This window comes from Vibrio sp. 10N.261.51.F11 (genome assembly GCF_041471665.1).
Taxonomy (GTDB): domain Bacteria; phylum Pseudomonadota; class Gammaproteobacteria; order Enterobacterales; family Vibrionaceae; genus Vibrio; species Vibrio crassostreae_C.
Genome location: NZ_JBFROW010000025.1, coordinates 195,338 through 216,127, shown reverse-complemented (window position 1 = coordinate 216,127; position 20,790 = coordinate 195,338). Strand labels below are relative to the sequence as shown.

At 44.2% G+C, this 20,790-nt stretch carries 21 protein-coding genes; 11 read left to right on the top strand and 10 right to left on the bottom strand.

Going from position 1 to position 20,790, the window contains the following annotated elements; all coding sequences use genetic code 11:
• Positions 1-4: 4 nt before the first annotated feature.
• Positions 5-781 (top strand): Zn-ribbon-containing protein, encoded by a 777-nt coding sequence (locus AB4351_RS09175; protein WP_017060766.1) that lies wholly within the window; start codon positions 5-7, stop codon positions 779-781.
• Positions 782-1,183: 402 nt separating this feature from the next.
• Positions 1,184-2,389 carry a carbohydrate porin gene (locus tag AB4351_RS09170; RefSeq protein WP_050633964.1) on the top strand — a complete coding sequence of 402 codons (1,206 nt, stop codon included), beginning with the start codon at positions 1,184-1,186 and terminating at the stop codon, positions 2,387-2,389.
• 91 nt (positions 2,390-2,480) lie between these two features.
• Here AB4351_RS09170 and AB4351_RS09165 read toward each other — a convergent pair whose 3' ends face one another.
• The 3 genes from AB4351_RS09165 to metN form a co-directional block, all read right to left on the bottom strand.
• On the bottom strand, positions 2,481-3,290 hold the full coding sequence (locus AB4351_RS09165; RefSeq protein WP_372125690.1) for a MetQ/NlpA family lipoprotein: 810 nt from the start codon (positions 3,288-3,290) through the stop codon (positions 2,481-2,483).
• Positions 3,291-3,371: 81 nt separating this feature from the next.
• Positions 3,372-4,055: a methionine ABC transporter permease gene (locus tag AB4351_RS09160; protein WP_372125688.1), complete on the bottom strand. Its 684-nt coding sequence runs from the start codon at positions 4,053-4,055 to the stop codon at positions 3,372-3,374.
• Complete coding sequence (metN, locus tag AB4351_RS09155) at positions 4,045-5,079, bottom strand: methionine ABC transporter ATP-binding protein MetN (protein WP_004734373.1); 1,035 nt, start codon at positions 5,077-5,079, stop codon at positions 4,045-4,047. Before metN ends, AB4351_RS09160 begins: the two co-directional genes overlap by 11 nt.
• A gap of 207 nt (positions 5,080-5,286) precedes the next feature.
• Between metN and gmhB the strand changes: the two genes are divergently transcribed.
• The 5 genes from gmhB (at position 5,287) to treC (ending at position 10,816) form a co-directional block, all read left to right on the top strand.
• A complete protein-coding gene (gmhB, locus tag AB4351_RS09150) occupies positions 5,287-5,871 on the top strand; it encodes a D-glycero-beta-D-manno-heptose 1,7-bisphosphate 7-phosphatase (RefSeq protein WP_017060762.1) in 585 nt (194 codons plus the stop codon).
• Positions 5,872-5,983: 112 nt separating this feature from the next.
• The gene (locus tag AB4351_RS09145; protein WP_017060761.1) at positions 5,984-6,325 is read left to right on the top strand and encodes an MliC family protein; all 342 of its coding nucleotides are present in this window, start codon (positions 5,984-5,986) and stop codon (positions 6,323-6,325) included.
• Positions 6,326-6,416: 91 nt separating this feature from the next.
• On the top strand, positions 6,417-7,361 hold the full coding sequence (gene treR / locus AB4351_RS09140; protein ID WP_017060760.1) for a trehalose operon repressor TreR: 945 nt from the start codon (positions 6,417-6,419) through the stop codon (positions 7,359-7,361).
• Positions 7,362-7,564: 203 nt separating this feature from the next.
• Positions 7,565-8,989: a PTS trehalose transporter subunit IIBC gene (treB, locus tag AB4351_RS09135; protein WP_017063347.1), complete on the top strand. Its 1,425-nt coding sequence runs from the start codon at positions 7,565-7,567 to the stop codon at positions 8,987-8,989.
• Positions 8,990-9,130: 141 nt separating this feature from the next.
• Positions 9,131-10,816, top strand: a complete 1,686-nt coding sequence (gene treC / locus AB4351_RS09130) for an alpha,alpha-phosphotrehalase (protein ID WP_029235475.1) — start codon at positions 9,131-9,133, stop codon at positions 10,814-10,816.
• A gap of 181 nt (positions 10,817-10,997) precedes the next feature.
• On the opposite strand, the gene AB4351_RS09125 is transcribed toward treC, so the two are convergent.
• Positions 10,998-11,600 carry a YitT family protein gene (locus AB4351_RS09125; protein WP_017060757.1) on the bottom strand — a complete coding sequence of 201 codons (603 nt, stop codon included), beginning with the start codon at positions 11,598-11,600 and terminating at the stop codon, positions 10,998-11,000.
• 347 nt (positions 11,601-11,947) lie between these two features.
• Here AB4351_RS09125 and glyA point away from each other — a divergent pair, with 347 nt between their 5' ends.
• Complete coding sequence (glyA, locus tag AB4351_RS09120) at positions 11,948-13,198, top strand: serine hydroxymethyltransferase (protein ID WP_017066387.1); 1,251 nt, start codon at positions 11,948-11,950, stop codon at positions 13,196-13,198.
• Between the two features lie 499 nt (positions 13,199-13,697).
• On the opposite strand, the gene AB4351_RS09115 is transcribed toward glyA, so the two are convergent.
• The 6 genes from AB4351_RS09115 to tsaA form a co-directional block, all read right to left on the bottom strand.
• Positions 13,698-14,024 carry a hypothetical protein gene (locus AB4351_RS09115; protein ID WP_017072003.1) on the bottom strand — a complete coding sequence of 109 codons (327 nt, stop codon included), beginning with the start codon at positions 14,022-14,024 and terminating at the stop codon, positions 13,698-13,700.
• Positions 14,025-14,254: 230 nt separating this feature from the next.
• Positions 14,255-14,446, bottom strand: a complete 192-nt coding sequence (locus AB4351_RS09110; protein ID WP_004738555.1) for a DUF4250 domain-containing protein — start codon at positions 14,444-14,446, stop codon at positions 14,255-14,257.
• A gap of 1 nt (position 14,447) precedes the next feature.
• On the bottom strand, positions 14,448-14,651 hold the full coding sequence (locus AB4351_RS09105; protein WP_008222923.1) for a YaeP family protein: 204 nt from the start codon (positions 14,649-14,651) through the stop codon (positions 14,448-14,450).
• 164 nt (positions 14,652-14,815) lie between these two features.
• Positions 14,816-15,505: a tellurite resistance TerB family protein gene (locus AB4351_RS09100; RefSeq protein WP_017063352.1), complete on the bottom strand. Its 690-nt coding sequence runs from the start codon at positions 15,503-15,505 to the stop codon at positions 14,816-14,818.
• Between the two features lie 190 nt (positions 15,506-15,695).
• Entirely contained in the window at positions 15,696-17,411 is a 1,716-nt protein-coding gene (locus tag AB4351_RS09095; protein WP_010436451.1) for a proline--tRNA ligase, read from the bottom strand.
• 101 nt (positions 17,412-17,512) lie between these two features.
• On the bottom strand, positions 17,513-18,208 hold the full coding sequence (tsaA, locus tag AB4351_RS09090; protein WP_050711737.1) for a tRNA (N6-threonylcarbamoyladenosine(37)-N6)-methyltransferase TrmO: 696 nt from the start codon (positions 18,206-18,208) through the stop codon (positions 17,513-17,515).
• Between the two features lie 124 nt (positions 18,209-18,332).
• On the opposite strand from tsaA, the gene AB4351_RS09085 reads away from it, so the two are divergent.
• From AB4351_RS09085 to AB4351_RS09075, 3 genes are all read left to right on the top strand, one after another.
• Entirely contained in the window at positions 18,333-18,593 is a 261-nt protein-coding gene (locus AB4351_RS09085; protein ID WP_372125685.1) for a type B 50S ribosomal protein L31, read from the top strand.
• Complete coding sequence (gene ykgO / locus AB4351_RS09080) at positions 18,593-18,718, top strand: type B 50S ribosomal protein L36 (protein ID WP_010436457.1); 126 nt, start codon at positions 18,593-18,595, stop codon at positions 18,716-18,718. The genes AB4351_RS09085 and ykgO overlap by 1 nt, the downstream gene beginning before the upstream one ends.
• A 388-nt stretch (positions 18,719-19,106) precedes the next feature.
• Positions 19,107-20,693, top strand: coding sequence for an AbgT family transporter (locus tag AB4351_RS09075; RefSeq protein WP_010436458.1), 1,587 nt, complete (start codon positions 19,107-19,109; stop codon positions 20,691-20,693).
• The last annotated feature ends 97 nt before the right edge of the window (positions 20,694-20,790 follow it).

Here is a 20,790-nt window from a genome sequence, read left to right as displayed (position 1 = left end):
ATAGATGTACGTACTAGAACTTCAATTTGAGTGTTTTGATAACACAACGGTAAGCGCTGTCGACAAGGCGGTTAATGGCTTAATGGATGCACTTCGTTATAACGGACAAGTGTTAGGTCGTGAGTTCCCAATCGTGATGGGCGATGGTGAATTCTATGTTCGCGTTGTGTGCCCGGAGCAAGATAGCTTGCACCCGCGTAATCACTCAGACTTTGTGAAAGTGTGTTTTGATCGCTTGTCTAACGCGAGCCTACTAGCGCCTAAAATGCGTTTGCTAGGTCGAGATCTGAACTCAGAAGAAGTGGCAGAAGATGAAACACCAAGCTGGCAGGTGTTATACACGACATTCGTGCACACCTGTTCACCGCTGCGTAGTGGCGATAGCTTGCTACCAATCCCTTTGTATCGCAATCCACCTACCTTCAATGGCGACCATAAAGCCGTGTTGAAATGGCAGACCGAATGGCAAGCCTGTGATGAAGTACAAATGGGTGGTGGTTGTCGCGCGGAACATGCAACGCTAACCGAGATCAGTGACACGAAGAGTGTGCTGTTTAAACGCGGTTGGGGTCTAAGAGGGCGCATTGAGTATCTGACTAAGGTTCCAACCTACTACTACTTATACCGTGTCGGTGGGATCAGCCTGAAAGATGAAAAAGAGCGCAAATGCCCGCAATGTGGTGGTGAATGGCTGCTAGATGCGCCTATCCACGATATTTTCTATTTCAAGTGTGATGACTGCCGATTGGTGTCAAACATCTCTTGGGATCACCTGAAGTAGTCTTCTTGTAGTTATTTAAGCGTCATGCTTTAGATATCGGAGTGCTATTTAGTGCTCCGATATTTTTTTCCTTTTATATTAAATGTTTAGCACGTTGTATCATCCCCGATGCCGTGACTTCGTTACCTGTCTTAGCTTGATCTTTGTTACTCTCTTATCGTTATCCTTTTCCCCTTTAAATACGCACAGAACGTGATATTCAGCTCTTTCTGTAGCGCCAATGTATTCATTGAAATAATCCAACACCCATCAACTTTTAGTTATCTCAATAGTTATCCTGATCACAATAATCAATCAGTTCTCTTTCAATTTATATTCTGCTCAATATAAATGGGATCGATCCCATGGGAATGTTCCCATTTATAAATAATAACCTGATTCTAGATCTGAAAGGAATGGACGATGAAACTGTTACCTATTGCTGCTGCACTCTCTACTGCTTTACTTGCTCCTAATTTATACGCTGATGAAACCACGCCATTGGAGTTCAATGGCTACATGCGCGGCGGCGTTGGCCTGAGTAATGAAGGCGGCTCAAACAGCAAGTGGGAGGTGAGTAAAGTTGGCCGACTCGGCAACGAAAATGACCTGTATGGTGAGTTTGGCTTTAAGAAAGAAGTGTATGCTGAGGACGACGTTTCATTTTTAGTTGATTCCATGTTGTCGTACTGGCAAGGCCAAGATGAGAATGCCGCGGATAAAAGCGTGGATGTGGTGCAATTGAATGTTCAGGCGGTGGGGCTTTTTGAAGATAAGGACATTGGGATTTGGGCGGGTGAGCGCTACTACCAACGTCATGATGTGCACATCGTTGATAACTACTACTGGGATGTAAGTGGTATTGGAGCCGGCGTTGAACACATCAACCTAGGCCCTGGTAAATTATCGGTGGCTTTGATTCAAGACACGGTGACTGGCGATGTGTTTGATGGCAAAGAAACCACAGCCATGATTGCTGATATACGTTATGCGGGCATTCCATTGTGGAGCAATGCTGATCTTGAGGTCGGTATTGATATGAACTTCGCCAATGAAAAACAAGGTCAAACGGTGGATGCGGATGACAGCGTAATGCTAACGGCGAGCTTGAATCAAAACCTATCTGGCGGCTTCAACAAAACCATTCTACAGGTTGCTAACTCTGGTTATGCCGAGCAGATGACGACTTTTGGAACGGGTAAAGGCATCGTTCGTGATGCAAACAACAATGACGCCGATGGCTTCCGTTTGATTAACTGGGGCGTGCTTGCGATTGGTGAGAACATCGAGTTTGGCCACACTGTGCGTTATGCCGCGTCAACCGGTGTGGGTGCTAATAATAGTGATGATGACTCTTTCAGTGCCGTCATTCGTCCGCTTTATAAGTGGGACAAGCGCATGCGTACCATCCTTGAAATTGGTGGTTTTGTAGAAACGATTGATAACCAAGATGGGGCAGGTGGTAAATTCACAATCGCTCAGGCTTGGGTTCCACAAGTGGGTTTCTGGTCTCGTCCTGAATTCCGTATCTTCGCCACTTACTTGAATGATGCTGAAAACGACAATGCCTTCGGTGAAGGTAAAAACAGTGAAATGAGTGTTGGTATGCAAGTGGAAGCTTGGTGGTAAGTCGAACTTCCTGGTAAACCCTAACCAATAAAAAGGGGCTGACGTTATGTCAGCCCCTTCGGGTATCTATACAGTGCTGTTATTTAGTTGATTACCAACCTTTAACGACGCCACCTTGGAAGATGTCAGAAGCTGCGTTGTACACTTCTTCAGTTTGGTAAGCTTTAACGAAGTTTTGTACGTTTTCAGCGTTTAGGTTGTCTTCACGAGAAACGATTAGGTTTACGTAAGGAGAATCTTTGTCTTCAACGAATACGCCATCTTTTTGTGGAGTCAGGTTGATAGAGCTCGCGTAAGTTGTGTTGATGATAGATAGAGCAACATCATCAAGAGAACGTGGCAGTTGAGCTGCGTCTAGTTCAACAATCGTTAGGTTCTTAGGGTTACCCACGATGTCGCGAACTGTAGCTAGAAGACCTGCGCCTTCACGAAGTTCAAGAAGACCTTGTTGCTCAAGAAGAAGTAGAGAGCGACCTAGGTTTGTAGGGTCGTTTGGTACAGCAATACGAGCGCCGTCTTGGATTTCATCTACAGATTTCACTTCTTTAGAGTAACCTGCAATTGGGTAAACAAACGTGTTACCAGCGATTGTTAGCTTGTAACCACGGTCAGCCACTTGCTGATCTAGGTACGGTGCGTGTTGGAATGCATTGATATCGATAGAACCGTCATCTAGCGCTGCGTTTGGTGTTACGTAATCTGTGAACGTCACTAACTCAACATCTAGGCCGTACTGCTCTTTTGCTACTTTAGCTGCTACTTCTGCAACTTGTGCTTCAGCACCTGCCATTACGCCAACTTTGATTTTAGAAGTATCCACTTCTTTCTCGCCACAACCTGCTAGTACTAGCGCTGAAGCTGCCGCTACGATAGTCAGTAAACCTTTAAGGCTAAATTTCATAATAATCTCCTTTTAATAAATCTATTTAATTTGGTTCAGACGACTCTTGTCTTAGATAGTTTGCGTTTTAATGCTGAGTCTTTATCTGTGGTCAACGCGGCGAACCAATGAATCACCGATTGATTGAATAATTTGTACCAGCACAATCAACATTACTACTGTCACAGCCATGATGGTCACATCGTAGCGGTGGAATCCGTAACGAATCGTGACATCACCTAGGCCACCGCCGCCTACAGTTCCGGCCATTGCTGAGTAGCTCACCAGAGTCACTAACGTAATCGTTACTGAGTTGATGATAGTCGGAAGTGCTTCAGGAAGCAGAACCTTATTGATGATTTGTGTTGGTGTTGCGCCCATTGATTGAGCTGCTTCTACTAGACCTGTTGGTACTTCAAGTAGCGCACTTTCGATAAGTCGAGCCACGAATGGGATAGCGCCAATCGTTAGTGGAACAATCGCTGCGGTTGTACCGATGAAGGTACCAATCAACATCTTAGTCAGTGGGATGATTGCAACCATCAGTACTAAGAAGGGCACTGAACGGCCTACGTTGACAACCGCACCAAGAATTTTGTTTAGTTTGGTGTTCTCTAACAGACCACCTTTTTTAGTCGTGTGTAGAATCACGCCTAATGGGATTCCGACAGCGAAACCAACGATGCCTGCAACAGCAACCATGTAAAGAGTTTCACCTGTTGCGCCTAATAGAAGGTTACCGTTAAGGCTGATCCAGTCAGCAATCTCGTTGAAACTAAAGGACATAGCCAAGCACCTCTACTTTTACATTGTTGTCGCGTAGGAATTGGATAGCAGCATTATCATCTGCTTCATTACCGAACAATTCAGCAACCATCATGCCGAACTTCACGCCGCCGGCGTAATCAAGGTCAGAGCTTAAGATGCTAACGTCGATGTTGAATTTGCGTGCGATTTGCGTCATCAACGGAGCATCGACCGTTGCACCTGTAAACTCAAGGCGTACCAGTGGATAGCTGCTGTTTACGCGAGTATCTTGCAAACGTGCTTGGTAATCTTCAGGAATCGTTAGATCGAGCGTTGAACGAATGAACTGATGTGCTAGCTCTGTTTTAGGGTGTGCGAATATTTCACCCACAGTGCCTTTCTCTACTAGCTCACCATCACCAATGATCGCTACTTCGTGACAGATGCTTTTAACCACATCCATTTCATGAGTAATCAGTAGGATAGTGATACTCAACTTACGGTTAATTTCACGTAGCAGCTCAAGAATAGATTGAGTCGTTGCTGGATCCAACGCACTGGTCGCTTCATCACATAGCAGTACTTTTGGGTCTGACGCTAGCGCACGAGCAATCGCGACACGCTGCTTTTGACCACCACTTAAGTTCGCAGGGTAGGTATCACGCTTATCCGATAGACCAACAAGCTCAAGTAGTTCACTCACTTTCGCTTCAATCGCAGCTTTATCTCTACCAGCAAGTTCTAGAGGCAGTGCTACATTGTTAAATACAGTACGAGAAGACAGCAGGTTGAAGTGCTGGAATATCATGCCGATGTTACGGCGCGCTTCGCTAAGTTCTGATTTGCTGAGTTTTGTTAGGTCGATACCGTCAACAATCACTTCACCAGAGGTCGGAGCTTCCAACATATTTACACAACGGATCAGGGTACTTTTGCCTGCACCAGAAGAGCCGATGACTCCAAAGATTTGACCTTGAGGAATGTGGAGGTTGATATCAATTAAGGCATTGATTTCTTTAGTGCCTTGATAAAAAACCTTGTTGACTTGATTCACTTTAATCATAGAGAAACCCGTGCAGGTAGAACAGAATAATATGTCGATAGCTCGCTCGATTTACAGACGATGCTATGGTGTTCTATGATCTAAGTCAATAGATATTTTTACGTCTAGACGGCTAAACGTCGATTGTATGGCTAAGCTAGAAACAAATCGTTAACGAACGCAAAACTAAATAGATAGTGATGAAGCAAATAAAGCGTGTAATAATTAATGATTAATAGAGAGTTGATAGAGAACAAAATTTTGTCTAAACCTGCTGTTTTTTTAGATCGTGATGGAGTGATTAACGTTGATCACGGCTACGTACATGATGAGCATGACTTTGAATACATCGATGGTGTGTTTGAAGCGGCGAAAGCGTTTAAAGATATGGGTTATTTATTGGTGCTAGTGACCAACCAATCTGGTATTGCTCGCGGCATGTTTAGTGAAGACCGTTTTCTTTCTTTAACGCAGTGGATGGATTGGAACTTTGTTGATAATGGTGTCGAGCTCGATGGCATTTATTACTGTCCTCACCACGCTGAGCACGGTATTGGTGACTACAAGCAAGATTGTGAATGTCGTAAGCCAAAGCCAGGCATGTTCATTTCTGCTCGTGACTTTCTGAAGATTGATATGGCTAACTCGGTCATGATCGGCGATAAAGCGGAAGACATGATGGCTGCAGAAGCAGCAGGTGTTGGTACTAAAGTCTTGGTAAGAACGGGTAAACCCATCACTGAAAAAGGTGAAGCGTTGGCTAGCGTGGTACTTGATAGCATTAAAGACGTACCCGCTTTCTTAAAAGGCTAAACGTTTTATTTATCACTAAGGTATGGACCTATCATTAGGCACTTACATTAGGTTTGTTCGAACCTGTGAATAGGCTAAGTGTCGTTGACTATATAAAGATGAGGAACGAAGTATGAAAGCTATGTTGGTAGCATCTCTATGTACAGTAGCATTGGTTGGGTGCTCTAAATCAGCAGCCCCTGAGACTGATAGCGCAACATCGAATGATCAATTCGCGACTTATCAATGTGAGTCTGACGTCTCGTTTGATGTGTCTTACCTTGATAATGAAAAAGCGGTACTACGCTTGCCTGATAATGAATACCGCCTGACTCAAGTTCCAGCGGGCTCAGGAACCAAATACATCTTAGATGATGGCACTTCAGAGATGATTAACAGCATCACTTTGCGCACGAAAGGTGACAATGCGCGTCTAGAACTTGGTCGCGTAGTCTATCGAAATTGCCAAAAGTAAGTCATAGTAAGAACTGCTAGTATTTACAAACAGTTAAGTGATGGAATCTACCCTCACTTTTTCTTCTCTTCCCTTTAACGTTAGACTTTTTATGAGCAAAAAACTCACTATTCTTGATATTGCAAAGCTGTCCGGTGTTGGTAAGTCAACCGTATCACGCGTTCTGACCAATGATCCAAAAGTGAAACCTGAAACCCGTGAAAGGGTGGAAAGAGTAATTCAAGAATCTGGGTACACGCCTTCAAAATCTGCGCAATCGATGCGCGGTGGCAGTCAAAAAGTCATCGGCGTAATCATTTCTCGTCTGGACTCTCCTTCTGAAAACAAAGCGGTAAGTACGATGCTGGCCGAGTTGTATCGAGCGGATTACGATGTCGTGATCATGGAAAGCCAACTTGATAGAGATAAAGCCAATGAGCACCTGCAAGTTCTAAAGCGTCGTAACGTTGATGGCATTATTGTATTTGGTTTTACTGACTGCGATATTCCGGCAATCGAAGCTTGGGAACACAAAGCGGTGGTGATTGCTCTGGATACCGAGAACGTGACGTCGATTAACTATGATAACCAACAGGTGATCAATAGTGCGTTGGTGCATTTATCGGATCAAGGGATCTCTGACGTTGGCTTTATCGGGGTTGATCCTAGTGATAAATCAACCGGTGAACTGCGTCTTAAGGCTTATCTCGATTGGTGTGAAAACACAGGTTCAGTGGCAAACTATCGTACTGGTCAACTTCATCACGAAAGTGCTTATCAGCTGGTGGATGAGGTGTTAACTCCCGCGACTCAAGCGATCGTTTGTGCCAGTGATACGCTGGCTCTTGGTGTAATCAAGCGTCTGCAAGAACTACAACGTGAAGATGTGGTCGTCACTGGCGTTGGTGGTAATGATCTTCTCTCTTTCTTATTCCCACGAGTATTTAGCATTGATCCTGGTTACCAATCTGCAGGTAAGTTGGCTGCTAATCTATTGATCTCTCAGCTTTTAGGCAATTCAGAGATCTCTCATCATACGCAATCTCCTATTCTATAATCCACTCAATTAAGCGAAATTGAACGGCTTAGATTAAAATTAGAGTGTGATCTCTTTCAATTAATGGGATTGTTCCCATTTTAATTTATTATTCATGAGGGCATTATAATACCTGTAATTGGGAATGTTCCCATTAATCTAAATCGAGTGGTTGTAGCTGCATGGTTTAGAAGAGTAATTGAATGAAACCAGGGTGGGGTAGTATGAGTAAGATAGCGAAGCAAGACGTTGCGCGTCTTATCGAGTTAGTCGGTGGTAAAGAAAACATTGCGAGTGTCAGCCACTGTCTGACTCGACTGCGTTTTGTATTGAACGATACAGAGCAGGCCAACAAAGCTGAACTCGAAAAACTGAAGCTAGTAAAAGGCTGTTTTACTAACGCAGGCCAATTCCAAGTTGTGATTGGCACTGAAGTTGATGAAGTGTACGCACTTCTGATTGAACAGACAGGTAAAGAGGCATCATCAAAAGATGAGGCGAAGCTGGCTGCTCGTCAAAATATGAACTTCCTTGAGCGTGGTATCTCCCATTTAGCCGAAATTTTCGTACCACTGCTGCCTGCCATCATTACAGGTGGTTTGATTCTTGGTTTCCGTAATGTGATTGGCGACATTCGCATGTTCGACGGCAAAACCTTAGTTGAAATCAGTCAATTCTGGGCAACCGTTCACTCTTTCTTATGGTTGATCGGCGAAGCTATTTTCTTCTTCCTACCGGTTGGTGTGTGTTGGGCTACGGTTAAGAAGCTTGGCGGAACCCCAATTTTGGGTATCACGCTCGGTGTGACCTTAGTTTCACCACAACTCATGAACGCATACATGATAGGTAAATCGGTACCTGAGGTATGGGATTTTGGACTGTTTGTGATTGAGAAGGTCGGTTATCAGGCTCAGGTGATCCCAGCAATGTTAGCGGGTGTGGCTTTGGCGTTCATTGAAACCAATCTTAAGCGCATCGTCCCTGCTTACTTGTACCTAGTTGTGGTGCCATTTGTATCGATTATTTTGTCTGTGATTCTAGCGCACGCTTTCATTGGCCCATTCGGTCGTATGTTAGGCGATGGTGTGGCATTCGCAGCTAAAGCGGCAATGACAGGTGATTTTGCGATTCTTGGTTCAGTGGTTTTTGGTTTCCTATACGCACCTTTGGTTATCACGGGTATTCACCACACCACCAACGCGGTGGATCTGCAACTGATGCAAGACTTAGGCGGGACACCAATTTGGCCTTTGATTGCACTATCAAACATTGCACAAGCATCGGCAGTAGTCGGCATCATTATCTTGAGTAAGCGTGAAGGTGAACGAGATATCTCGGTTCCTGCGGCAATCTCAGCCTACTTAGGTGTAACAGAGCCTGCGATGTACGGTATTAACCTTAAATACAAATTCCCAATGCTGAGCGCAATGATTGGTAGTGCTGTTGCAGCCGCAATCTGTGGTAGCGCGGGTGTGATGGCGAATGGTATCGGTGTCGGCGGCTTGCCGGGCATCCTATCGATTCAACCTCAATATTGGTCGATTTACCTAGTCGCGATGCTGGTGGCGATAGTACTGCCTATCACGCTAACCCTGTTTTTCTACAAGCGAGCCCAATCCAAGGGTGAGTTAGAAACCGCGAACGCGTAATGCATTGAATAAGCGATGACTCCAAAATGAGTTATCGCTTTTTCTCTTAGTTATAGCTTTTTCTTTTAGTTATAACGGCTATTCGACCATGATTCACATGGTGATTTTTATTTTATATTTTCTGGTAAGTGAGTGTTAGAGATGGCGATGACTGAACATGATGAAAGCTGGTGGAAAACCGCAACCATCTATCAAATCTACCCAAAGAGCTTCTGCGACAGTGGCAGTAAAGGTACTGGCGACATCAAAGGGATCATTTCGAAACTGGATTACCTCAAACATTTGAGTGTCGATGCGATTTGGCTAACCCCGGTTTACGCATCTCCTATGATCGATAATGGTTACGATATCTCAGACTACTACGCGATTAATCCTCAATTCGGCACCATGGAAGACTTCGACTTATTGCTGTCTGAAGCGCACCAACGTGGTATCCGTATCGTGATGGATATCGTGGTAAACCACACCTCGACAGAGCATGCATGGTTTCAATCTGCTTTGGGCGACAAAAACAGCTCTTACCGCGATTACTATATTTGGAAAGATCCCGTAGATGGTCAAGCACCAACTAACTGGCAGTCTAAGTTCGGTGGTAATGCGTGGGAACTAGATGAGGCGACTGGGCAATACTTCCTACACTTATTCGCCAAAGAACAGGCTGACCTCAACTGGGAGAACCCGGTTGTACGTGAAGAAGTGAAAGACGTTATCAGCTTTTGGGCAGAAAAGGGCGTTGATGGTTTCCGCTTGGATGTGATCAACCTGATTTCGAAGCAGCAAGACTTTCCTAATGATGATATCGGTGATGGCCGTCGTTTCTATACCGATGGTCCACGTGTACACGAATACCTGAAAGAGATCAGCGAAGCCGTATTTCAGAAGTACGGCAGCGTGACCGTAGGCGAGATGTCTTCAACCACGTTGGAACACTGCCAGCAATACTCAAACGTTGATAACAGTGAGCTATCGATGGTGTTTAACTTCCACCACCTTAAGGTCGATTACACCAATGGTGAGAAGTGGACCAATGCGCCGTTTGATTTCTTACAGCTCAAATCGATCTTTAACCACTGGCAAACGGGATTGAATGGCAAAGGGTGGGGCGCACTATTCTGGTGTAACCACGACCAACCAAGAGTGGTGAGTCGCTTAGGTAACGATCAGCAATATCGCGTTGAATCAGCCAAGATGCTCGCCGCTTCTGTCCACATGATGCAGGGCACACCTTATATCTATCAAGGTGAAGAGATTGGCATGACTAACCCTAGCTATACTGAAATTAGCCAGTATCGTGATGTTGAGAGTACCAATATGTACGACATCATGGTGAACCGTGATGGTGTGGCTCATGAAGATATGATGGCGATTTTGGCGCAGAAGTCTCGTGATAACTCTCGTACACCAATGCAATGGAACAGTGAGCCTTACGCAGGGTTCTCACAAGCTCAGCCATGGCTTGATGTAGCGAATAATTACCCTGGGATTAACGCTGAGCAAGCACTGGAAGACAAAGACTCTGTTTTCTATTTCTATAAGAGTTTGATTGAGTTACGTAAACAAGTGCCAGTGATTACAGATGGCAGCTATCAAGATCTATTACCTGATCACTCATCCATTTTTGCATATGCACGTGAGAACGAAGGGCAAACCTTGCTGTGTATTAACAACTATTATGGTGAAGAGGCGGAGTGCGTTTTACCGGAACGTTTTGATATGACTAAGGCGAAGAGTCTGTTGTCTAACTATCAACAAGCGAACACTTCAGTTGCATTACATCATCAAGTCTTACGTCCTTACGAGACTCGTATTCTCTTGATTGAAGGTTAACCTTGTTTCATTTTAAGAAGCTTGATTCTTATTCCCCTCAAAGGATTGGGCTTCTACAAAGGCTTTGGAGTGCTCCCCAAAGCCTTTTTTGTTTTAGTGATGGCTGGAATATCGTGCCTCGAGTCTACTTGCGAGAAGTTTGAGCATCGAGTGCCAGCAACGACAGAGCAGGTAATGAACTCTAAGACGCGTAATTCACCGAGTAGCGAGTTGGTTTGTGGTTCATTGCCAATACGATGTTCAATACTGCGGTGCCTAATACAGAAACGGCAATCACCCAAGGTGACACGAAGAAGAACGATGCAAACAGAATACATGCATCAATACCCATTTGTGTTTTACCTACCGAGATACCGTAGCGGTCTTGGATAAACAAGCACAGTACGTTGAAGCCACCCAGACTTGAGCGGTGACGGAATAGGATTAGCATACCTAAGCCCATTAATAAGCCGCCGGCAACAGCACAATAGATCTCGTTATGAACTTCTAGCGAGATAACTAAGTATAAATGATCGGCAAACACAGATACTAAAGCACCAGAAATCGCACTGCTAATAGCAAAGCTACGGCCGAATCGTTTCCATGCTAATAAATAGAATGGACAATTGGCAACAAAGTACAAAATACCAAAGGTTACAGGCAAGAATTGACTCAAAAGCAGAGCCAAGCCAGTAGTGCCCCCGGTAAGCAGGTTCGCTGACTGTAAAAAGAAGACGCCTAACGCCACTAAAAACGTGCCAGTGAGAATCGCTACCCAATCTTCTTTACGTGAGTGTTTTTCCATCGTTTTTATAATTACCTAACCAATAAAGGCGTGCATAGTAGAGAAAAACCTTAGCTTTCGGTAGCTTGAGGGGCAAAATTAAGGTAAACCTATGTAATCTGCGTTTTACAGGGTGTAAAGCGTAAAATTGACAGTAAGCGCCATCTTTGGTTGGATAAGCCAAATAACCATGATGAATCTTATTTGTGATTATGAAAAAACTGCATGATAAAATTGCAATTAGCTCTTTATGACCTAGATCAAATTATGTAGAATGCGTCACATCAAAACGGTGACGGAAACGTTTGCTTTCGGTCGTTGTGTGGTTTTTTTGAAACTTTCAGTACAATCTGAGTCAGGAGATACAGATGCTTAAGCGTGACATGAACATTGCTGATTACGATGCGGATCTATTCGCAGCTATCCAAGAAGAAACTCTTCGTCAGGAAGAGCATATCGAACTTATCGCTTCAGAAAACTACACAAGCCCACGTGTAATGGAAGCTCAAGGTTCTCAGCTAACAAACAAATACGCTGAAGGCTACCCAGGCAAGCGTTACTACGGTGGTTGTGAGTACGTAGACAAAGTTGAAACTCTAGCAATTGAACGTGCATGTGAACTATTTGGTGCAGAGTACGCAAACGTACAGCCTCACTCAGGTTCTCAAGCAAATAACGCTGTATACATGGCACTACTAAATGCAGGCGATACGGTTCTAGGTATGAGCCTAGCACACGGTGGTCACCTAACTCACGGTTCTCCAGTAAACTTCTCTGGTAAGCTTTACAACATCATCCCTTACGGTATCGATGAAGCGGGTCAAATCGATTACGAAGAGATGGAAAAGCTGGCTATCGAGAACAAGCCTAAGATGATCATCGGTGGTTTCTCTGCTTACTCTCAAATCTGTGATTGGAAGCGCATGCGTGAAATCGCTGACAAAGTAGGTGCTTACCTGTTCGTAGATATGGCTCACGTAGCAGGTCTAATCGCTGCAGGCGTTTACCCGAACCCAGTGCCACACGCTCACGTAGTAACTACAACGACGCACAAAACGCTTGCGGGTCCTCGTGGTGGTCTAATCCTTTCTAACGAAGGCGAAGATCTTTACAAGAAGCTGAACTCAGCAGTATTCCCAGGCGGCCAAGGTGGTCCTCTAATGCACGTTATCGCTGGTAAAGCAGTAGCGTTCAAAGAAGCTCTAGAGCCAGAGTTCAAAGAATACCAAGCACGCGTTGTTGCTAACGCAAAAGCAATGGTTGCTGAATTCCTAGCTCGTGGTTACAACATCGTTTCAGGTTCTACAGAGAACCACCTGTTCCTAGTTGACCTAATCAACAAAGACATCACAGGTAAAGAAGCAGATGCAGCACTAGGTGCAGCAAACATCACTGTAAACAAGAACTCAGTACCAAACGACCCACGTAGCCCATTCGTTACTTCAGGTATCCGTATCGGTTCTCCTTCTATCACTCGTCGCGGTTTCTCAGAAGCAGACGCGAAAGAGCTAGCAGGTTGGATCTGTGACATCCTAGATAACATGGGTGATGAGTCTGTTATCGAAGCGACTAAAGCAAAAGTACTAGAGATCTGTAAGCGTCTACCTGTTTACGCTTAATTTTTCTGGCTCAAATAGCTTAATTTCTGTGTCAAAGGTGCTCATTTACATTCGTAAACTCCGCGCCTTTTCCTTGAACTAAAGCTATTTGATTGAAAAATACGATTTGAAAGGCTCCTGTTGGGAGCTTTTTTTGTTTTTTTGGGTATTACGTTGTCGAGCATGCTCACTTACATTCGTAAGCTCCGCGTGCTCTCCTAGAATTTCAAACAACTACTTTGAAAAATATTGATACTAGAGGCTCCTTAATAGGGGCCTTTTTTGTACTTGGAAGTTTTAAAATTGTTGTCGAGCATGCTCACTTACACCCGTAATCTCTGCGTGCTCTCTTAGAATTTCAAACAACTACTTTGAAAAGCAATGATACTAGAGGCTTCTTTAAAGGAGCTATTTTTTGTATCTGGTGGCTGGTGGATTTGGGATTAAGAGTAAAGAAAAGCGGGTATTAAAAAGGGTTAATGCTTTCACATTAACCCTTTGGTATTTGGTAGTGTCGATTCTACTTTTTGATGCTAAGTAGGGTGCCTGACTTACACTTGAAAGAGTAGTAGTGGCGGCTTTCACTGAACTTACCTAGGCCTTCGCCATCACAGTAGTCGATGTTGATGTCACGCATCACTTCTAATGTGTCTTCGCTGTTCAAAGCGAATTTAGAGCCATCAGAACAGACGATACGAACTCGTTCATCATGGCTTACAGAGTAAATATCGACTTCAGTATTACACAGCTCAAAAGAGGCTTCGCGAAAGTTGTCTTGCTGAGTATTTGAAGCGCAACCTGCGGTGAGTGCGGCTGCGATAACGGCTAAAAGTCCGAGTCTTTTCATTGTTAATCCTTCACTATCATCAAGTTGGGTGATGAGTTTTATATGCTAGTTTGGGTAGCCTATACAACAATACGCTTTGGTTCAAGGCGCGTTCGTTGACTCTAAGATATAAAAGTATAGGTGCAGACAGATAATTTATAACGGGTTTGCTGCATGTTTGCTTGTTACGTATCACCAAAAAAAAGACCAACACAGAGGTTGGCCTTTAAATAGGAAGATTTTTTTAACGACTATCGAAACTGTTTAGCTTCTGGAAGATACTCAAAACCAGCAGACGCGAGCTTTGCGATCAATGCTGCTTTGTCGATCTCGTAGAAGTTGACCACTCGATCCAAATCACCACCGAAGTCGTCACGTAGCTTCATGTTGACGATACTCATCAACATTACAGGATCCATTTTTTCAAAATTAGCGAGGTTCATATTAGTCCTCGAAATCTGAGATCAGCAGGTTTGCAGCGGCAAAGGCTGCACGCTCACGCGCTTCTTTAGGAAGAGATTCATCTGCAGCAAGGTCATTCAATGTTTTTACCGCGCAGGTGATCGCTTTAGGGATATAGCCTTGGTCGCCACTGCCAATTTGAGAATACAGTTCACGCACCAAATCACAACAATCGTATACTTTCATTTTTATACCTAACCAAATGATAACTGATCTCAATATACACATAGAGATAAGCAAAAACAAAGTGGATCTGATTAAGTTCAGAGTTAGTTTGTCCTTGCTCAATATCTCACTTGGTTAGCTCGCTGCTTAGGCCGTTCTTTACGGCTTCGTTTGGTACTTGCCGATTAGCCAGAGACTTGTTGTTCAAGTTGATAGGTGACTTCATCAGCAAGATTGAGCTGTTTCGCGAGCTCTTTCAGGTACGCCTTTTCCATGAAATTCTGTTCGTCGGCCACAATCAAAGAGGCTAAGTAGATCTCACTCGCCTGTTGAGGTGACGTTGCCAGTTGAGCGATTTCGCTTGGGTCGAGTGGCTTATGCAGTTCTTCAGAGACCAATTTAGTCAGTTGATAATCAGCGCCCATATTCTCGACGGCTTGCTCTATCTTAGCCATCTCTTCTTCATCAACATGGCCATCAGCTTTAGACGCGGCAATCATCGATCGTAGAATCAGCACGCTGTGGTTTGCATCATTTTCATCAAACTGAGCCTGTTCGGCGTTAGGTGTCTGGCCTTGTTTGGACTGGTAGTCGTTGTAGACTTTATAAGCCAAAGCGCCCAGTGCTGCTGCGCCGCCAATCCCAGCCGCTTTCTTACCCATTTTCTTAGTCTTCTTAGAGCCCATTAACGCACCTAACAGTCCTCCGCCAACTGCGCCTGCACCGAAGGCTCCGAGTGTACTTTTACTGCTACTCTTGCTATTGCTGCCTTGAGAAAGGCCACTTAAACTTGAAGACCCTTGTGAAAGTTGCTGAGTACCTTGTTTTACGAGATCTGATTTAAGTGCTTGGTTCAGTAAGCTTTTGATATCCATCGATACCTCCAATGGTGAGCATGTCCAAAAAGTTGATGACACCAATATACGGATTTAAAGATGAACAGGGGATTAACTTACGTTATTTACTCTACTGATAAATAGAAGGGAGTTTGAAGCGAAATGACAGGCACAAAAAAGGCCACCTAACGGCAGCCTTTCAATGTTTATCTAGTCAGTAATCGGATTACTAAGCTAGTTGAGCCTTAAGGTGCTCGATAACCGTGTCCATTGCGATAGCTTCTTTATCACCAGTACGACGGTTTTTGTATTCGAAGTTACCTTCGTCCATGCTGCGATCGCCGATAACGATAGTGTGAGGGATACCCACAAGCTCGATATCTTTAAACATAACACCAGGGCGCTCTTTACGGTCATCGAATAAAACTTCGATACCCATAGCTGTTAATTCAGCGTATAGCTTCTCAGCTGCTTCTTTAACGCGCTCAGATTTGTGCATGTTCATTGGTACGATAGCAACTTGGAACGGCGCTAGTGCGTCTGGCCAAGTGATACCGAATTTATCGTGGTTTTGCTCGATAGCAGATGCAACAACACGTGAAACACCGATACCGTAACAACCCATTTCTAGGATTACGCTCTTACCATCAGGGCCAAGCACGTTACAGTTCATTGCTTTAGAGTAAGTATTACCTAGTTGGAAGATGTGACCAACTTCAATACCACGCTTAAGCTGGATAGTACCTTGACCACATGGGCTTAGGTCGCCTTCAACTACGTTACGTAGGTCTTCAACTTGAGCCAGCTCAACGTCACGACCCCAGTTGATGCCGAAGTAGTGCTTACCATCTACGTTTGCACCAGCGCCAAAGTCGCTCATTACAGCAACAGAGCGGTCAACGATGAATGGTAGCTCTAGGCCAACAGGTCCAAGTGAACCAGGACCTGCACCAACAAGTGCGCGGATTTCTTCTTCAGAAGCCATCTCTAGCGGAGAAGCAACCTGTGGAAGGTTTTCTGCTTTCACTTCGTTAAGCTCGTGGTCACCACGGATGATTAGAGCAATAATATCTGCTTCTACTTCATCAGATGCTTTAACGAATAGAGTCTTAACTGTCTTCTCGATTGCTAGACCGTGCTGCTCTACAAGTTCTGCGATTGTTTTTGCGTTTGGCGTATCAACCAATTCCATCTCTTGAGTAGGCGCTGCAACTTCTTCAGTAGGAGCTAGTGCTTCTGCTTTCTCGATGTTCGCTGCGTAATCAGATTCAGAAGAGAATGCGATTAGGTCTTCGCCGCTTTCAGCAAGAACGTGGAACTCTTGAGAGCCGCTGCCGCCGATTGCGCCAGAGTCTGCTAATACCGGGCGGTATTCAAGGCCCATGCGGTCGAATGCTTTACAGTAAGCATCGTGCATCGCTTGGTAAGACTTTTCTAAGCCTTCTTTGTCGATATCAAAGCTGTACGCATCCATCATAGAGAATTCACGTGCACGCATTACGCCAAAACGAGGGCGGCGCTCATCACGGAATTTAGTCTGGATTTGGTACAGATTTAGAGGTAGCTGTTTGTAAGAGCTGATCTCGTTACGTACTAGACTCGTTACCACTTCTTCAGCTGTTGGGCTAAGAACAAATGGACGAGAGTGACGGTCTGTGAAACGAAGTAGCTCAGGCCCCATCTTTTCAGAACGGCCAGTCTCTTCCCAAAGCTCAAACGGTTGAACTACGGGCATCAAGATTTCAACGGCACCTGCATTATCGATCTCTTGGCGAACGATATTTTCGACTTTACGCAGTACACGTAGACCAGTAGGTAGCCAAGTATATAAACCTGAAGCTAGCTTACGGATCATACCTGCACGTAGCATCAGCTGGTGGCTGATAACTTCTGCGTCGTTTGGAGTCTCTTTCAGAGTAGAAAGAAGGTAGTTACTGGTACGCATTCTATGGTATCCGTTTCATCATTGATAAAAGAAAACTTGCTGTCGTTCGTAACCACAGCAAATCTGATATAGCCGCATATAATATCAGCCTATTTGGGATCTCAAAAGCGTTCAATGTCAGTTACATTGATGAAAAGCGTTTCAACTACGAATTTCACGTTAAGATCGAACAAATTTACCGCATATTCCTTACTGTCAGGTTTACCTTTCTTATAGGCAGGGCGAGGATCTTGGCCTAATACTTCTTTGATCACCTGAATGATATGGCGCGCCTGTGGATGGCTTGCGAGCTTACTTTGCGCTTGCTGCGAAAAGTTAACGTCGAGCACCTCTGGTTCGTCGGCGGCAAACCCTCCCAATGCATCCGGAATCGAATCTGAGTAGGGGATATAAGGCTTGATGTCGATGATCGGTGTACCGTCTACTAAGTCGACGCTGCCGAGATCCAACCAAGTCTGTCCTTTCTCTTGAGACACACCTTTTAGTTCAACCGCAGACATGCCAATTCCATTTGGTCTGAATGTGGCACGTGACGCGAATACACCAATACGTTCATTCCCGCCAAGGCGAGGTGGCCTCACAGTTGGTTTCCAGCCTGCTTCAAGGTTCTTGTCGAACAGAAATAGTAACCAAACATGGCTAAATTGCTCTATATCACGAACAGACTCAAGGCAGTTTGCTGCATCAACCAATCTGACTCTTGAGGTGGATGTGGGTACCAACCTGGGCTGCCTTGGCACAGCGAACTTCTCTTTATAAGGAGACTCAATAAAGCCAACAGGTTCAATTGTGTACATAGTTGGGTGTTCTCTGATTACGATTAAGACGGAAAAATATCATAAAATCGCTTGTTTTTCTTTTGATAACAATTGTCACTTGTAGTGTTATAACATATCAAGTTGGTTATTTAAGGGGAATACAATGAAACCGAATATCCATCCAGATTACCGTCCCGTGGTTTTTCATGACACCAGTGTCGATGAGTACTTCTTAATCGGCTCAACGCTAAAAACAGACCGTACTATCGAATGGGAAGTCGGCAATACTTGCCCTTACTTCACGATTGAGGTGTCGCCAAAGTCGCATCTTTTCTATACGGGCAAACAACGAGTGCTACATAAAGAGGGACGCGTTGCGAACTTCACTCGTCGTTTTGGTCAATTAGGTAAGGGAGCTAAATAATGAAAGTTGTTAAATCACTTAAAAGTGCGAAAAGCCGTCACCCTGATTGCCAGATAGTTAAGCGTAGAGGGCGTCACTATGTGATCTGTAAATCCAATCCAAGATTTAAAGCGGTTCAAAAATAACCGTCAATATGATGTGACATGTGTGTAAAAACGAGGGGAAAGTCAAACTTCATTCATTTGTCTGTTTTTCTTTTCCTTCGAGAGGAACTTAACCGGATATCGAGTGTGTATTTAACGTACGATGTATTTTATTTTCAAGTGAATCAATGGGTTATATTGTGAGTTATATTTCTAGTGAATGCGTTGTTGTAAATTATAAATCTAGTTTTTGTGTTTAATATAGATTTATTTGCTAATTAATTGTTTAAATAGAGTTAAAAGTCGTCGTTTGTTACACACTTTGTAACATTTTGAATTTCTAATTGATATTTTTGTCGCGTACCCTTCGCTGGCAATTTGAACATCTTTGTCACAATTGCACAGGAATCACTACACAAGGAGGGAACAGATGAGTTCATCTGCTTCAATAAAAAACAACGCACCAAAAAAACCTATTTTCACACGCTTTTTAGACAGCGTTGAATATTTGGGGAACCTTTTACCCCACCCAATCACTCTTTTTGCTATCTTCTGTGTCGCAATCCTAGTTTCTTCAGGTATTGCTGGTTACTTTGAAGTGTCTGTCATGGACCCTCGCCCTGAAGGTGCTAGTGGTCGTGCTGCTGATGGTATGATCCACGTTGTAAGCTTACTTAATGCTGAAGGCTTACAACTCATCGTAACGAATCTAGTTTCGAACTTTGTTGGCTTTGCGCCACTTGGTACTGTACTTGTTGCAATGCTAGGTGTTGCGATTGCTGAGCACTCAGGTCTATTATCTGCGGCAATGCGCGGCATGGTAATGGGCGCATCTCAGCGCATGGTTACTGTAACCGTGGTATTTGCCGGTATTATCTCTAACACGGCTTCAGAGCTGGGTTACGTAGTACTTATCCCTCTTGCAGCAATGCTTTTCCACTCATTGGGTCGTCACCCATTAGCAGGTCTAGCGGCAGCATTTGCTGGTGTATCTGGTGGTTATTCTGCAAATCTACTTATCGGTACGGTTGATCCACTGCTTTCTGGTATCACAGAAACAGCAGCACAAATGCTTGATCCATCTTACTCTGTTGGCCCTGAATCAAACTGGTACTTCATGTTTATTTCGACCTTCTTTATCTCGATTGCCGGCGCATTGGTAACAGAGAAGATTGTTGAACCTAAACTGGGTAAATACAATGTCGAAGACGCGTCTGAAGATCTTTCAAATGACTCAATGGGTAAGCTTACTGCTATTGAGAAGAAAGGCCTTAGATTGGCGGGTGTCGCTGTATTAATCGTGAGTGCGCTTTTAGCTTGGACTGTTGTTCCTGCTGACGGTGTTCTACGTTCAGAGGCGGGCACGATTTCAGGCTCTCCATTCCTGAAAAGTATCGTCGCGTTTATCTTTGTATTCTTTGCTATTCCTGGTTTTGTTTACGGCAAAATTACCGGTTCAATGAAGAATGACCGTGATGTGATTAATGCAATGGCAACGTCGATGTCTTCAATGGGCATGTACATCGTTCTTGTATTCTTTGCTGCACAGTTTGTTGCTTTCTTTAAGTGGACGAACTTTGGTCAAGTGGTTGCTGTAGGCGGCGCAACATTCCTTCAGGATATCGGCCTAACGGGTCCAATGTTGTTCTTCGCATTCATCCTAATGTGTGGTTTCATTAACCTGATGATCGGTTCAGCTTCTGCACAGTGGGCAGTAACAGCGCCAATCTTCGTTCCAATGCTAATGCTAGTAGGCTACGCACCTGAAACGATTCAAGCGGCTTACCGTATCGGTGATTCAACAACCAACATCATTACACCAATGATGAGCTACTTCGGTCTTATCCTTGCCGTAGCAACTCGCTACATGAAGAACCTAGGTATCGGTACACTGATCGCGACAATGTTGCCTTACTCAATGGTATTCATGTTTGGTTGGAGCATCTTGTTCTACCTATGGGTATTCGTATTCGGTCTACCAGTAGGTCCAGGCGCTGCAACGTACTACACGCCTTAGTTGTAGAGTAGGGGAAACCTTCTTCTAATTGATATTAAAAAAACCTGCATTGTTTGCAGGTTTTTTGATTTTTTATGGAGAGATAGAACTAGGTTAA